The organism is Photobacterium swingsii (genome assembly GCF_024346715.1).
Classification (GTDB): Bacteria; Pseudomonadota; Gammaproteobacteria; order Enterobacterales; family Vibrionaceae; genus Photobacterium; species Photobacterium swingsii.
The window spans coordinates 1829878-1843694 of record NZ_AP024852.1 but is presented as its reverse complement, the minus strand read 5'-3'; the positions used below and the strand labels follow the sequence as shown (position 1 = coordinate 1843694).

At 42.2% G+C, this 13817-nt stretch carries 17 protein-coding genes; 4 read left to right on the top strand and 13 right to left on the bottom strand.

Annotation, left to right across the window (positions count from 1 at the left end; all coding sequences use genetic code 11):
* Nucleotides 1-33: 33 nt before the first annotated feature.
* The 3 genes from OCU77_RS08720 to OCU77_RS08710 form a co-directional block, all read right to left on the bottom strand.
* Entirely contained in the window at nt 34-855 is an 822-nt protein-coding gene (locus OCU77_RS08720; protein ID WP_048898320.1) for a phosphate/phosphite/phosphonate ABC transporter substrate-binding protein, read from the bottom strand.
* 340 nt (nt 856-1195) lie between these two features.
* On the bottom strand, nt 1196-1618 hold the full coding sequence (locus tag OCU77_RS08715; RefSeq protein ID WP_048898319.1) for a hypothetical protein: 423 nt from the start codon (nt 1616-1618) through the stop codon (nt 1196-1198).
* 119 nt (nt 1619-1737) lie between these two features.
* Nucleotides 1738-2175, bottom strand: coding sequence for a GNAT family N-acetyltransferase (locus OCU77_RS08710; protein ID WP_048898318.1), 438 nt, complete (start codon nt 2173-2175; stop codon nt 1738-1740).
* Nucleotides 2176-2265: 90 nt separating this feature from the next.
* On the opposite strand from OCU77_RS08710, the gene OCU77_RS08705 reads away from it, so the two are divergent.
* Nucleotides 2266-2610: a HopJ type III effector protein gene (locus tag OCU77_RS08705; RefSeq protein WP_048898317.1), complete on the top strand. Its 345-nt coding sequence runs from the start codon at nt 2266-2268 to the stop codon at nt 2608-2610.
* Nucleotides 2611-2732: 122 nt separating this feature from the next.
* On the opposite strand, the gene OCU77_RS08700 is transcribed toward OCU77_RS08705, so the two are convergent.
* Nucleotides 2733-2960 carry a hypothetical protein gene (locus OCU77_RS08700; protein ID WP_048898316.1) on the bottom strand — a complete coding sequence of 76 codons (228 nt, stop codon included), beginning with the start codon at nt 2958-2960 and terminating at the stop codon, nt 2733-2735.
* Nucleotides 2961-3517: 557 nt separating this feature from the next.
* Between OCU77_RS08700 and OCU77_RS08695 the strand changes: the two genes are divergently transcribed.
* Together OCU77_RS08695 and OCU77_RS08690 are read left to right on the top strand one after the other, a co-directional pair.
* Nucleotides 3518-6064: an Ig-like domain-containing protein gene (locus tag OCU77_RS08695; protein ID WP_107302860.1), complete on the top strand. Its 2547-nt coding sequence runs from the start codon at nt 3518-3520 to the stop codon at nt 6062-6064.
* A gap of 146 nt (nt 6065-6210) precedes the next feature.
* Nucleotides 6211-6705, top strand: coding sequence for a peptidylprolyl isomerase (locus tag OCU77_RS08690; protein ID WP_048898315.1), 495 nt, complete (start codon nt 6211-6213; stop codon nt 6703-6705).
* Nucleotides 6706-6817: 112 nt separating this feature from the next.
* Here OCU77_RS08690 and OCU77_RS08685 read toward each other — a convergent pair whose 3' ends face one another.
* From OCU77_RS08685 to def, 5 genes are all read right to left on the bottom strand, one after another.
* Nucleotides 6818-7399: a dioxygenase family protein gene (locus OCU77_RS08685; protein ID WP_107302859.1), complete on the bottom strand. Its 582-nt coding sequence runs from the start codon at nt 7397-7399 to the stop codon at nt 6818-6820.
* Nucleotides 7400-7494: 95 nt separating this feature from the next.
* A complete protein-coding gene (locus tag OCU77_RS08680; protein ID WP_048898314.1) occupies nt 7495-7845 on the bottom strand; it encodes a putative quinol monooxygenase in 351 nt (116 codons plus the stop codon).
* A gap of 41 nt (nt 7846-7886) precedes the next feature.
* Complete coding sequence (locus OCU77_RS08675) at nt 7887-8288, bottom strand: GFA family protein (protein WP_107302858.1); 402 nt, start codon at nt 8286-8288, stop codon at nt 7887-7889.
* Nucleotides 8289-8355: 67 nt separating this feature from the next.
* Nucleotides 8356-8709, bottom strand: coding sequence for a hypothetical protein (locus OCU77_RS08670; RefSeq protein ID WP_048898313.1), 354 nt, complete (start codon nt 8707-8709; stop codon nt 8356-8358).
* 6 nt (nt 8710-8715) lie between these two features.
* Entirely contained in the window at nt 8716-9222 is a 507-nt protein-coding gene (gene def, locus OCU77_RS08665) for a peptide deformylase (protein ID WP_048898312.1), read from the bottom strand.
* A gap of 344 nt (nt 9223-9566) precedes the next feature.
* Here def and OCU77_RS08660 point away from each other — a divergent pair, with 344 nt between their 5' ends.
* Nucleotides 9567-10199: an NAD(P)H-binding protein gene (locus OCU77_RS08660; RefSeq protein ID WP_048898311.1), complete on the top strand. Its 633-nt coding sequence runs from the start codon at nt 9567-9569 to the stop codon at nt 10197-10199.
* Between the two features lie 53 nt (nt 10200-10252).
* Here the strand turns inward: OCU77_RS08660 and OCU77_RS08655 are convergent, their stop codons facing one another.
* The 4 genes from OCU77_RS08655 to OCU77_RS08640 all read right to left on the bottom strand — a co-directional run bounded on the left by OCU77_RS08655 (nt 10253) and on the right by OCU77_RS08640 (nt 13762).
* Entirely contained in the window at nt 10253-10882 is a 630-nt protein-coding gene (locus tag OCU77_RS08655) for a LysE family translocator (RefSeq protein WP_048898310.1), read from the bottom strand.
* Between the two features lie 37 nt (nt 10883-10919).
* Nucleotides 10920-11573, bottom strand: coding sequence for a signal peptidase I (lepB, locus tag OCU77_RS08650; RefSeq protein WP_048898309.1), 654 nt, complete (start codon nt 11571-11573; stop codon nt 10920-10922).
* 142 nt (nt 11574-11715) lie between these two features.
* Nucleotides 11716-12747, bottom strand: coding sequence for an alpha/beta fold hydrolase (locus OCU77_RS08645; RefSeq protein WP_048898308.1), 1032 nt, complete (start codon nt 12745-12747; stop codon nt 11716-11718).
* Between the two features lie 103 nt (nt 12748-12850).
* Nucleotides 12851-13762 carry a hypothetical protein gene (locus OCU77_RS08640; protein ID WP_048898307.1) on the bottom strand — a complete coding sequence of 304 codons (912 nt, stop codon included), beginning with the start codon at nt 13760-13762 and terminating at the stop codon, nt 12851-12853.
* Nucleotides 13763-13817: the final 55 nt, after the last annotated feature.

The following is a 13817-nucleotide window of genomic DNA, read 5'->3' as shown; positions in this document are numbered from 1 at the left end:
CGCCCCCCACTCTTACCGTTAATTTGCTTCGAGCTAAAGATTAATGCCTAACCCGACGATATCGTCCCAATCGCTATCCTTAGCAGATTCAAAGCCTTTGATACTCAGCATGTCAAACATCGCTTTTGCTTTGGGATGCTGGTTTAGGGGATCGATACTGCTACGTAGTTGCTCAGCGGTTTCAGTGTCTAACGAATTCAGGTAAGCAATGGCATGAGGTGTATAGCTGTTCGTTTTATATATAATCTTCAACTGCTCCCTCAAAGATTCTGGGATACTGTTGAATGTCCGCATCACACCGCCTCCTGCCGGATACAGGCCTTTTGCAACCGCCATATATACGGAGTCATGCGCACCCACATATTTCGGTGTAATCACCACCCCTTTTTGACGCAGTTCTGACTGTGTGAGAATAGATGCCGCAAATGCTCTTGGGGCAGGAAAAGCAAGCAACTGATCATTCAAAGAATCAATAGCGCCATTCCAGTCTTTTTGCGCCACCATTATGCCTGTGATTCGTTTATCTTTAGCATGAGCCAGCGCAGTATACCCAGCAGCATGATTGACTAAGGTAAAGTGGTAAGGGTTCATGTAGGCCATATCATATTCGCCAGCAGCTAAACGCTCTTCGAACGTTGGAATATCACGAGCAGTTGCGAATCGAAACTTGATCCCAGTGACGTCACTCCAAGCCTCTAGTAAAGGACCCCACTGCTTTGCTAATTTAGATGCTGATTGTTGCGGCACGACACCAAAAACAATTTCTTTCTGATCAGCAAACGATTGAAAAGAAATTAAGACCAATAAAGCAATGAATAACTGTTTTGCGATTACGCATTTCGTTTTGGTTCGCATTTTAGTACTCCTTTAACCGCTTTTACCTAAGCTGTGATAAACACACAATGTATTGATACGTCATCATCGATATATAAGGGTTAAGTCATCCATTATTCATTGCGAACAGCTTCAATTAACAGAAATAGCAACCAATTGCATAACTTACTAAACTAACAATCAATTTTTATGCCAACGTAATTAGTTTACCGAGACAAAAAAAATCCCACTTTCTTCAGTGGGATTCTTAGTAAGAATAATGTAACGCTACATTCAAATTATAGCGCTTAAAGGCTTGTTCAATGCGGTGGGGGAAGTTTCATATAGATTAATTAACAGCTGTTACACTAGCGCTTTTATCTCAGCTAGCTTTTTCTATATGCCAAGTACCATGACAACGGGCATTGGTCACCTTCCATTCTCCGTCAATCGTGTCATTCGTCGCGATGCCGTTGAAGCGATACCCCCACCTAGGGTTGTCCGAGTAAAGCTCCAGTTTTCCTTGCGCTGAAATCCACCCCTTCAGCAACGTGTTATTGTACATTAGCTTTAAAGTTACCTGACCATTATCAATGGTGCCGAGTATCCGTGTTTGTAAACAAATTTTATCACCACTGACATCGACCCTTTTCCCTGCCCAGTCACCATCAAATAAGTTTGAAGCTGTAAATGAAGGACTATCAGGTAACTCCACAATAATTGGTGTTCGCTCATTAAGGGTAAGTTGTCGCGCTAATAACACAAAGGCCGCAACAATCGCTAAAATCACAAATGGCTTTTTCACGTCAGATCCCTCTATATCATTGTTATTCTTATTTAATCGCATTATTAGGACTAACAAAATACAATCGGAGGGTTTTGGAAGTTAGCTCAAAGTTTCTGCTTTTAACAACCAGTCATAAACTAAGCATTGTATTCCATTTTAAATTCAGTTTTCGTTTCCCCAACTGGCTCAAATCCTAGACGTGTATATAACCTTTTCGCAGGATTTGTTTTTAGCACACTCAAACCAACGCTGGCACCTTGCTCAGTAGCCACACTTATCAGTTCAGTCAGTAACTGACGACCTATCCTATGATTCTGATAACCTGGATGAAGTTGAATCTGAACGACATACCATTGATTATTTTCTGGTATATAAGACACTTTAAATAATCCAGCTGATTCACCATGAACTTTTATTACCTTAGCATCTTCAAACTTATACATGACACGCTCTAAATACGCCTCTGTCGTGGTTGGTTCACCCACATCCTCAAGATACTGTTTCATAGTAGCCTCTCGCAATTTCAACAAAAACGCGATGTCATGTTCTGATGCAGCTTGTAAAGAAAACTCCATATTCTTTCCTTTTAGCTATGTTTTTATGCATACCGAACGAGCTATAGTGTCAGTAATAGCAAAAAAACCAACTAGGAGAATAAATAAGCAATGGAATTGTCACAGTTTTTAGTGTTAGTGCAACAAGAACCCAGCCATATCGAATTTGATCAAACAATGGCAATTATCGATCAAAATTACACCTTCACCCCTACTGCATTCATTAATGGTGATATTAGCAACCAAGCAGGCGAAAATAATGGTTCATGTAAGATTCTGTCTTTTGCGAAGATACACAAGCTCTCTAAAGAACAGGCTTTAGCCTGCTTTGGCCGTTTCTATCGTGAAGATGTCATCAAACACCCTAACAATAATGACCATTTAAATATTAGAAATTTCATCCATTATGGTTGGGATGGCGTGAAGTTTGATTTAAAAGCCCTCAAAAGCAAATAATCAAAACACACAACGCATTGTTATGACTCGGGATGCCCTTCCCGAGTAAATCTATGAATGAATGCTAAAATTAACGGCTGACGAAAAAGCAACCTTACCTTATCCTCTTAGAAAGCCAATCATTATGATGTGCCGTTAAATGATTTCACGGTTTCAGCAACTAAGAAAAAAATCAGAAAAAAGGATAAGAAACTGAATACACTCACCGTCGCAATGGTGAGTTGATAATCGGTAATAGATTCCATCACCTTAGGCTTTATCAGGTAGGCTTTTTCCACCGTAAAATCTTTTCTTAATTGATTGGCACTTTCCGGAGTTAGCAGTAAATCTGGCGCTGTATGTGTTTGCATTGCTTATAACTATTTAATGGCGGCGCTTATCTCACGCGGTATATTGTTGAAAGTATAATATCGTCACCAACATAATATGAACAGCGTTTTTATGGCTTTAATATCCCCCCTTACAGATACACCAACCCGCAACCATTAGTCGTGATTATGCCTGACGGAAGTCTATTCATTTACCACAGACAAAATAAGTACAGATTTTGCCATCAAAGAATCAATGGCCCCTTCAAATGATTAACCGACAAGCCTCTTGCTTTAATAACAATGAGATAGCGGCATGCCCTAAGATCCCCTTCTTTTTAACGCTTATTTTTTCGCATTAAAAAACATCGAATCGCTTCCAAAATAACTCATATTGTTACTTTGCATTTTAACTAGCTTGTGAATGCCATATAAATTATTGAATCTATTTTAAAAATCACCTCATCATTTGACTTAAATAAGCTAATGATTAAGCGAGAGGACGTTTAATTTATGTCTTTATACCAGCCTCTTTTTTAGCAGAAAAAATCAACAAGCTTCATCTGTTATTAAATACACCATTTGATAGGGATATTATGATGCAAAAAACATTAATCGCTTGCACCATCATAGGTAGCTTAAGTGCCGTTGGACAAGCGAGTGCCATGGATTGTTCCCAGATTGAGATCTGGGACAGCAACACTGCCTACAACACGAATGAGCAAGTACAAAGCAGTAGTATTGCATACAAAGCCAATTGGTGGAGTAAAGGAAATGAGCCTTCGGCACACTCAGGACAATGGCAAGAGTGGACAGCATTAGGCCAGTGCGACGGCACGCCCAATAATCAGCCACCAAGCATTACTGTTACTTCGCCACTCAGCAATGCCCAATTTACTACAGGTGATGCAGTTATACTCAGTGCTGCAGCAAGTGATCCTGATGGGACTGTCGCGAGCGTTGAATTCCTATTAAATGGCACCTCTTTAGCACTAATTACCACAGCACCTTATACGACTAATTGGACTGCTCTTGCGGGTAGCCATGCCATTAAAGCAAAAGTGACCGATGACCAAGGCGCGACCAGTAGCAAAACAGTTAATGTTTCAGTATCTAACCCAACCAATAACTTACCACCAGAAATTAGTCTAACGAACCCAACCAACACATCTCAAATCAGAGCAAATGACAACCTAACTCTTGCCGCATCGGCCACTGATAAAGATGGATCAATTTCACAAGTCGATTTCTATATCGATGACAGTTTAGTCGGCAGTGATACCGCAGCGCCTTATGAACACATTTGGGTGGCCCAACAAGGTACACATAGCTTTAAATCAAAAGCGATTGATAACGAAAACGCGACAACATTTAGTGAAACAATCACAGTGGCGGTATCTGGTGATTCTGAGAGTGGTGGATGCCAAGGTATACCAACTTATACGGCTGGTAATACCTATCAAGTTGGTGACACAGTACAAAACCTAAATCATAAGTATCGCTGTGATGTGGCAGGTTGGTGTTCATCCAACGCAGCGTGGGCCTACGAGCCAGGTAACGGCCAACATTGGAACGATGCTTGGAGTGATTTAGGTATTTGCGCCATAGTGCCTGAAGTTGCCATTACTTCCCCTGCAAATAACAGCATTATCCTTGCTGGCACGAATGTCACGGTAGCCGCTTCTGCATCCGATGCCGACGGCAGTGTCACGCAAGTACAGTTCTTTGCTGGCAATGACAATCTAGGTACAGATACAACTGCGCCGTATACGGCAGATTGGCTTGCAACAGGATTAGGTGATGTTAGCTTAAAAGCGATTGCAACTGATAACGAAGGCAATAATGCAGAATCATCGGTACTCGTCAGTGTAAGCGATCAAGCTCTAGTCACCAGCCTAACGTCTCCGATTAGTGGCTCAACCGTTACCTTAGGAAAAGCCTTTAATCTTTCAGCAACGGCTTCTGCCATTAATGGATCAATCCAAAAAGTAGACTTCTTAGTGAACGGTAACATTGTTGCGACCGACACCACAGCCCCTTATCAAGCCAATTGGACAGCAGGCTCCGCGGGTAGTTACACCGTCATAGCTCTGGCAACAGACGCACTAGGCGCAACGGCAACATCAGCTGCGGCCTCTGTAAAAGTTATCGAGCAATCTGCAGTAAAACATAATCTCATCGGTTACTGGCACAACTTTGTAAACGGTGCAGGCTGCCCGATTCGCTTACGTGAAATTTCACCTGCTTGGGATATTATTGATATAGCCTTTGCAGACAATGATCGAAATAGCGATGGCACGGTGCACTTCAATTTATATGCTGGCGACATGCACAGCAGTTGCCCAGCACTCGACCCTGAATTATTTAAACAAGATATCCGCGAACTACAAGCGCAAGGTAAAGTGATCGTACTATCACTGGGTGGTGCAGAAGGCACAATTACACTCAATACCGATACTGACGAAGCGAACTTTGTGAGTAGCTTAACCAGCATTATTCAAGAATGGGGCTTTGATGGGTTAGACGTTGACCTAGAAAGTGGCTCTAACTTGATGCACGGTACGCAAATTCAAGCTCGCTTACCGCGTGCATTGAAGCAAATCGAAACCAATATGGGTGGCGATATGTACCTGACTATGGCCCCCGAACATCCTTATGTTCAAGGTGGTATGGTAGCTTATAGCGGCATTTGGGGGGCTTACATTCCGTTGATTAACGCACTACGCGATACATTAGATCTACTCCATGTTCAACTTTACAACAATGGTGGTTTGCCTAACCCATACATGAACGGAAGCTCTGCACCTGAAGGTTCTGTGGACATGATGGTAGCATCGGCACGTATGCTAGTTGAAGGCTTTACACTTGCTGATGGGACGCAGTTTTCGCCATTGCGTGATGACCAAGTCGCTTACGGTTTGCCATCGGGCCCTAGTTCAGCGAACTCAGGCCAAGCGCCAACTCAAAACATCTTGGATGCTTTAGACTGTGCCACCAAAGGTACGCACTGTGGCACGGTTGTTCCAACTAAGCTTTACCCTAACTTCGGTGGCGTAATGACATGGTCTATCAATTGGGATGAGCACGACGGCTACAACTTCTCAGGCCCTGTCGGTGATAAATTAAAAGCGATGAATGCGCAGTAATATTCACCAAACTTAAAGTTACAGGCATCGGGATTTAAAAACGTAATAAACGCTCAGTCTTTACTGAGCGTTTTTTATAACTTTACGCTTAACAAGGTAATTCCGTATACTGCCCCGCTAAATACCTATCAACACGGTTAAACAAAATGATTATTTTAAGCACCAGCATGGGCGACATCGAAATTGAGCTAAACATGGAGCGCGCACCTGTTACTTGTAAGAACTTTCTTAAATATTGTCAGGAAGGTTTTTACGAAGGCACAATTTTCCACCGTGTGATTAAAGGCTTTATGGTTCAAGGTGGTGGTCACACTGCGGACATGACAGAAAAACCAACTCGAGATCCAATTGCGAACGAAGCAAACCGCGGCCTTAAAAACGTAATTGGTTCAATCGCAATGGCGCGTACTGATGCACCGCATTCAGCGACAGCACAGTTTTTTATCAACCTAGATGATAACGATTTCTTAGATCACACTGCGACCACTAACATGGGTTGGGGTTACTGTGTGTTTGGTAAAGTAACAGCGGGTATGGATGTCGTGAAGAAAATGGCTGTTGTACGCACAACCTGTAAACGAGGCCATGACGATGTACCAAGCGAACCCATTGTCATTGAGAAAGTAACAATCAAAGACTAATACCTCTCTGAATAAGTTTATGTATTAATAGCTTGGTATCAAGCAAAAATAAAGCGTGCCAAATAGCCAGCTTAGCTCAGTAGGTTGGCACTCTTTATCACTTAGCGTCCGGTTAAGCATTCACGACAAAATCAAAGCTGGCCTGTGAGTATTCACCACCTTGAACTATATCGATTTGTAATTGCTCGCGCTCTTCTCCACCCCACCATTCATTGCCTGTTTGCCCTTTCAAATACAGCTGAGTTGTTAATAGCTCACGATCTTTTTGCCATAGCTTAACGTGAATATGTGGTGGTCGATTGTTATAAGGGACTGGTACCAAGGTTTGAAAAGCATATTGCCCTTTACTATCGGTTTTAACGCTACCAAAGCCAGCAAAATTTGAGTCAAACGATGCGTGGTTAGCCTGTTGAGGATGATCGTAAATACCGGCACCATCACACTGCCAAATTTCCACTTTAACACCGTGTAATGACTGACCTTGACGGTTTCGAACTTGCCCATGCAAAGTCATAGGCTTACCTATCAAGCCTCTGGCATTAATGATCATATTTGAGCGGCTAGGGATAGGCTCGACGGGATAGAATGGCCCTTCCGCTTGAGGGGGTGTTAACGAGCTAGTAGCGGATGATTTTGCTGTTGCACGCCACGCGAACAAGAGTGACCACAATGTAAGAAAGTGACGCCTACGCATAATACTTCTCCAAACAGTAAAATACTGTACGACATGACTTACATTGTGGCAGTGGTTTTTCAAATAGACTAATTCGCTACACCGCTGAGAAAAAGTTACTCAAAAATAGGCGCATCAAAATTATGCCCTTCATCTGTGTATGCTGTCACAATAGCATCGGCGACCAAACCCGTTTCTGCCTTAACTTGGGTTTCAAAAAAGTGCTGGATTTGTTTACGTCGACCATGTGCAGACCAACAATCTGCATCCTCCCAAATTTCATTAAATACAATGGAATAATCATTTCGACTTGCACTTGGATGATCGATTTGGCGTGTTAGCATATATTGGATACAGCCTTCTTCACGGTACGAATCTGGCTCTAACGCTTTTAACACCTCAAACAACTCGACCTCTTTCCCCTCTTTTGGCTTAAACTGAGCGAGAACATAAACACGACTAGTCATAGTAAATTCCTTTTTAATCAGAGATGTAAGTTACTTTTTAGTTAACTGTCTTTTCCAGTTGCCTGTTCAAACACCTGCTGGCCAGTGAGTTTTTCCGTTTCATTACTGAACGCGTAATAATCAGGCTTTTCATCAATAAATATTTCACTTTCTAAATCAAAGTCTTGATCTTGGAATAAGCCAGCTGAAAGAATATATTCATTCTTCGGTAGCAAATGGTAGAACAAATGTGTACCACATTTAGCGCAAAATCCTCGCTCTGCCCACTCAGAAGATGGGTAGATTGCCGGTGTATCGCCAAGAAAGGTAACATTCGGTCCACAATGAACAGCAAAAAATGGACCTCCCGTCCATCTGCGACACATATCGCAATGGCATAAGCCTACATCATGCTTATCGTCAGCAACGGCTTCTATTGCTCCACAAAGACATTTCCCTTTCATCATCCATTCCTTTCATTAATCTTGCTCTACACAGCGTAGACCAAATATATCCGATTCTTGGTGATAACTAATGTGCTAACTGTTGCTCTCGCTGGATCTTCACCCAGAATGCTTCTTGGCATTTATTATTGAACACTTTCTTCATAGGCCTAATGGCATAAACACCAGATTCCAGCACTTGATAGCTAATCCAGCACTCTTCACACACATTATCAGCGGCATGCCCTGCGATGCCATCTATGCTGTCTTTTTCAGAGTGATATTGAATAACAACGCCATTATTAAACACATAAGAGATCTGTTCTTCATTCACTTCTACGCCATCATCAATATACTGGTGTGAGTGTGTCGCCTGATTGGTGATCACAACATCAGAACTATGCCCTTTAATCGCAGCGATATAAGTAAACAAATTATCCATTTGCCACTACTCCGCTCGCGCTTTCAGGGTCTTCTTAACTTTTTTTAATGCCATTGTTCGCTTTAATGGTGAGAGGTAATCAATGAACAGGTTCCCTTTTAAATGATCAATTTCATGCTGCATGACCACAGCGAGAAATTCACTATTTTCGATTGTAATTTGCTCACCATTACGGTCTAGCGCAGAGACCACTACAGACGTGTAACGTTCTACGTCGGCGTAATAACCAGGGACAGACAAGCACCCCTCTTGCCCTATCGCTTTATCGCTACCGCTCACGACTTCAGGGTTAATTAGCACCAAAGGTTCATCGCGATTTTCTGAAATATCGATAACAACAATGGCATTGGTGCTACCAACCTGTGTTGCAGCTAACCCAATACCATCACTTGTCGAATACATGGTTGCTAGCAAATCATCAATGAAAGGTTGAACAGCAGCAATATCCGTTACCGGCTTTGCTGGAATTTTAAGTCTTGGGTCTGGAATTGTCAGAATATCTAAAATAGCCATAGCACTTCTTCTGTAAAGTCTCTTTAATATCAAGCTAGATAAGTCAGCCACACGAACAGTCACTTTGCTAGATTGGTATAGTTCATCGTAATGATATTACAGGCTTTCTCTCTTTATACTGATACCAAAGCAATTTGTGATCAAGTAAGGCATAGATCGTACGCCTTATTGATAACAATTATCAACTTTAAGTATAGATATTGCTGGTGCAAGCTGTACGAATCATCGATTAAGCTGAATGAATACTGGCGCCATTTGAAATACTCATGCTTACACCCTATTGATAACTAGCAATTTATCCATATAAATGTAAACTATTATCATTATCAGAAAGAGATTTATCTATGAATACGATTGTTGTTTGGGGAGCGGCAAGTGGCTTAGGCGCAGCCATGGTCGATTACTTTCATCGCCAAGGTGAAAGCGTTATTGCTGTTGCGCGAAATCCATCAAAAAACCCTCGCCTACAAGCATTAGGAATCCCATCTATTAGCTGTGATGCAACAGATGTCCAGCTAGTTGAAAAAACAGTAGCTGCGCTGCCAGCCGATGCTTGGGTTGTATCGACTATGGGTAGCTTCCACGCTGAAGTACCCGTTGATTACATTGGTCACAGATACTTAATCAATGCGCTTGAGCAACACAAAATACAGCGTTTCTTACTCGTCACGTCGCTAGGTTGTGGTGACTCATGGCAATACTTGTCAGACGCCGCCAAAAAAGGCTTTGGTGCTGCGGTTCGTGAAAAATCATTAGCAGAAGCTTGGCTTCAGTCGAGCACGCTGGATTACACTATTTTGCGCCCCGGAGGCTTAAAAGATGGAGACGTCACCAATGATGGTGAGCTTTCTCAACACACTGAAGTGCACGGTTTGATCCACCGTAGTGAAGTTGCAAGGCTCGCGTTGCAGTTACTCACTGACAAAGCCAGCATCGGTGAGATCTATCAATGCGTCGACCCAAGGTTAACGTGGTAACGCGATAAACGCATAGATCCGGTAAAACCCAGCCTATCGCTGGGTTTTACTGCTTAAGACGCCATCACTTTTATACCAAACAGAGTAAACAAGCCGCCTGTCGCGTAATCAATATAATGGGAAATACGTTGATAAACACTTTTGGCAGATTGACGCGAAAATGCAACGCCGAGAAACACATGCCACACCAATGTAATAGAGGACATAGTGAGCATGATTGTAAATACCATCCACCCCGTCATATGCGCTGGCATCGAAATACTAAACACACTCACAACAAAGAAACCAGTTTTAGGGTTCAAAATGCTCGTAATGAAAGCAGTTAAAAATATCTTTTTTGAGGAAGGAAAGTGCACTGTTGGTGCATTCGCCCCAGCTAGCAACGCGTTGCTTTTTCGTGTTTGATAGATCTGACGAATGCCCAGATACAATAAATAACAGCCACCAACTAGCTTCATGAAGCTAAACAATTGCGGGTAATGCGTAAACAAAATCACTAAACCTGACCCACCGAAAAAGGCCCAAAGCAAAATGGCTGTACTCACCCCCAAAGCTGAATAAAAGGCTAACTTTCGGTCATAGTGTAACGCTGTATTTATCGTTAGGAGTACATTTGCTCCCGGTGTCGCAACGGCGAACATCCAAATTAATGCGACATTTAACAATGCCAATGAAAACGCCATACTACTCCCTTAACTACGGTGCAACTTTAACTACCATTTATAGTGATTTAAAAAAACGATCGCTGCGCGGTATATAGTAATTATCATAATTAAATGACAAAACCACACTTTTTGTTCTACCCACAATTTCATCTCTCGGAACAAAGCCGATGACTCTAGAATCTGAGCTATTATCTCGGTTATCCCCAAGCGCCATATAGTGACCATCGGGGACACGAACAGGCGAAAAACTGGATCGCAATGACCCCTTCTTATTCACGCGCACAAAGTGAGTGGCATTAGGCAAATGTTCAATCTTATCTACCGAAGACTCGGTTGATGAAAAATCATCATATGACACGCGATTTCCATTTACGGATAACACGTTATCATTTAGCGCGATAACATCTCCAGGAATCCCAATCACCCGTTTTACTAAACGTAAGTCTGATACTTTAGAGTCAAAGACGATAATGTCACCACGTTGCGGATCAGAGACTTTATATAGCGATGTGTGCGTAAAGGGTACTCGAATATCATAAGCCATTTTATTAACAAAAATGCGATCACCTTCTAGTATTGTTGGCTTCATCGACCCCGTTGGCACCGTATTCCAATCCGCAAATGCACTGCGAAAAACACACATCAGCACCAAAAAAAGCAGCAATGAACGGTTTGATTTCCATAATTTCACGAGACGATTTTTAAACATCTATCCTCCTTGATAGCCAATGTAAATACAGCAATTAAGTTACATCGTAACGTATTTATGTAATTCTATTGACGGTAGCCCCTTTTCTTAATCACAAGACAAGTTGCCGTTAAATTTCGGCAACTTGTACAGGGTGATAGTGCTAGCCTCTTGCCCTTGTAACCAGCTTGTTGATGGTACGAATAACAAGTTCGGGTTGTTCCAGTTGAATGTAATGGCCACTTTTCGATGTAGAGACAAAGTAACTCTCCGACGACAGTTTACTCAGGGCTATTTGCATCTTGTTCCAATCTTTCGCCATCTGCTTATTCTGCTCTTCAGATAAAGAGGGCTGATTACGGTGCGTCGCTGTCAGTACCGCTACTGGTATATTATCTAAGTGCTTCAAATTAAGGCTACGTGCATAAATCAGGCTGTTTTCGATACTACTCAATTCAGCAATCATAGTCTCTAATTGACTGCCAGTGGCTAATATTGCACGATACTGCGCCATGGCTTCACTAGGTAACCCCTGATCTGGGATCTCTTCTGGTGATAATGCTAAAAGGCCTATCGATTGTAAAAGGGAAGCTACGCGAAGCTCTTCGACTAAAGCCACTTGAGCATCTCGATTAATACGCTGCATTTCAGACGAAACATCTTCATGCAATGCATCCACCAGTACAACACCTGCGACTCTATCAAGGTGACGATCCGCAAATAAGCGAACATTAAGGCCGCCGAATGAGTGTCCCACTAAGACTAGCTGGTCGTCGATGTTAGCATTAGTAAGCAAGGTTTCTAGTTCTTGCACCATAGTCTGACTTGTTCGTGCTTGCTCAACATTTGGCTCACTCCAACCAAAGCCAGCGCGATCGTAAGAACACACTCGGGTTGTTTGGCTTAGTGTCGGTTGAACAGCCGCCCAAGACACCGAAAAGTCGCCAGCTCCTGCTTCCATCAGCACAGTCGGAGACCCTTCCCCGATGCAGTTAATATGCATCTTGTAGCCACCAACATCAACTAGACGCCCTGGCGCTGGATTCTTCCCTATCAATTCCGATTTAGCCGACGCCCCAGCCAAAAACAAATAGGCAAAAGCTGCTATAACAACAACTAAAATAACAGTAGTTACTCTGACCAACCACCACTTAAACCCACGAGGGCTACTTGCATATTGAGACTTTACGACCATGGCTAATTCCTTTTAAAATTAAATGTCTCATCTAATAAATCAAACATACTCATACTGTGTTACGCAGGTACCTGCATTCAATGCTAGGCCTACCTAGTTACATTCAACCTGAAACGGCTCCCCATAAATTATCTAATTTTGACAGTGGTAGATTTAGCCTTGCTGATAATTCAGAATAACTATGTGCAAGTTTAATTTGATGTTCATTGCGATAGCCACATCCCCACACAGTTGGATCGGATAAATCTAACTTTTTCGGCTGAATGGCTATTAAATCGGAGGGAGGCTCTGGTTTTAAATCATTTAGTTCTAACTGAATCAGTAATGGCCTTACCGCTTTACTCGCTAATTCTGTGTAGCCCAGCGAATAAAGAAGGAAAACAGCATGTGCATGGGTTATACCGTGTATTTTCTCTCCTGCAAAAAAATACCCATCTGCATCGTGATAAACCTGTGCAACGCTACGTTCAATAGCTACAGCACATAAGGCTTCAATATTTTCATCGTCTATTAGTTCGTTATCTATTTGCCGGTGGAGGGGTGAATCTAGGGTATTATCAAGCACCTGGTAATAGCGATAATCATCAAGCCCAAAGTACCGATCCCACTTATCGTGAGTACAATTAGTAATAAGTTTTGCGATATTTGTAACCAGACTCTCACTGACCTTAAGATTATTATCAGATAGCGCTTTTAAAGCCAAAGCACCATAAATCACACCATGTCCAGATCGACTCAGCTGCTGCGTATTTAGTGTGATAGCGTCAACAATAGGGGTATAGTTAGTCGTCAACATACTTACTGCTAACGGCTTTAAAAGATATGCATACTCTTCTAATTGTAAATGTAACCTTAATTGTAAACTTTCATATGATGCATCCGACAGGTAACCACTCTTCAGTAAAGCTGCCCCAGCCAATAAAGATGCACCAACATGCCCTTCAAACCATCCCTTAGTGTCCTGCTCAACAACATTCGCTAATGCTAAAATTCCATTTCTAACGAAAGTATCCATTGCTTCCTCAATGATTATTAACTACTGCGAACACCTAGCCTGAACAATTAAACGT

Coding starts and splice junctions, on each gene's coding strand:
- OCU77_RS08705 (WP_048898317.1), top strand. CDS start 2,266: ATGGAATTGTCACAGTTTTTAGTGTTAGTGCAACAAGAACCCAGCCAT.
- OCU77_RS08640 (WP_048898307.1), bottom strand. CDS start 13,762: ATGGATACTTTCGTTAGAAATGGAATTTTAGCATTAGCGAATGTTGTT.
- def (WP_048898312.1), bottom strand. CDS start 9,222: ATGGCTATTTTAGATATTCTGACAATTCCAGACCCAAGACTTAAAATT.
- OCU77_RS08680 (WP_048898314.1), bottom strand. CDS start 7,845: ATGACTAGTCGTGTTTATGTTCTCGCTCAGTTTAAGCCAAAAGAGGGG.
- OCU77_RS08645 (WP_048898308.1), bottom strand. CDS start 12,747: ATGGTCGTAAAGTCTCAATATGCAAGTAGCCCTCGTGGGTTTAAGTGG.
- lepB (WP_048898309.1), bottom strand. CDS start 11,573: ATGTTTAAAAATCGTCTCGTGAAATTATGGAAATCAAACCGTTCATTG.
- OCU77_RS08720 (WP_048898320.1), bottom strand. CDS start 855: ATGCGAACCAAAACGAAATGCGTAATCGCAAAACAGTTATTCATTGCT.
- OCU77_RS08670 (WP_048898313.1), bottom strand. CDS start 8,709: ATGGATAATTTGTTTACTTATATCGCTGCGATTAAAGGGCATAGTTCT.
- OCU77_RS08695 (WP_107302860.1), top strand. CDS start 3,518: ATGCAAAAAACATTAATCGCTTGCACCATCATAGGTAGCTTAAGTGCC.
- OCU77_RS08685 (WP_107302859.1), bottom strand. CDS start 7,399: ATGCGTAGGCGTCACTTTCTTACATTGTGGTCACTCTTGTTCGCGTGG.
- OCU77_RS08675 (WP_107302858.1), bottom strand. CDS start 8,288: ATGAAAGGGAAATGTCTTTGTGGAGCAATAGAAGCCGTTGCTGACGAT.
- OCU77_RS08655 (WP_048898310.1), bottom strand. CDS start 10,882: ATGGCGTTTTCATTGGCATTGTTAAATGTCGCATTAATTTGGATGTTC.
- OCU77_RS08710 (WP_048898318.1), bottom strand. CDS start 2,175: ATGGAGTTTTCTTTACAAGCTGCATCAGAACATGACATCGCGTTTTTG.
- OCU77_RS08690 (WP_048898315.1), top strand. CDS start 6,211: ATGATTATTTTAAGCACCAGCATGGGCGACATCGAAATTGAGCTAAAC.
- OCU77_RS08700 (WP_048898316.1), bottom strand. CDS start 2,960: ATGCAAACACATACAGCGCCAGATTTACTGCTAACTCCGGAAAGTGCC.
- OCU77_RS08660 (WP_048898311.1), top strand. CDS start 9,567: ATGAATACGATTGTTGTTTGGGGAGCGGCAAGTGGCTTAGGCGCAGCC.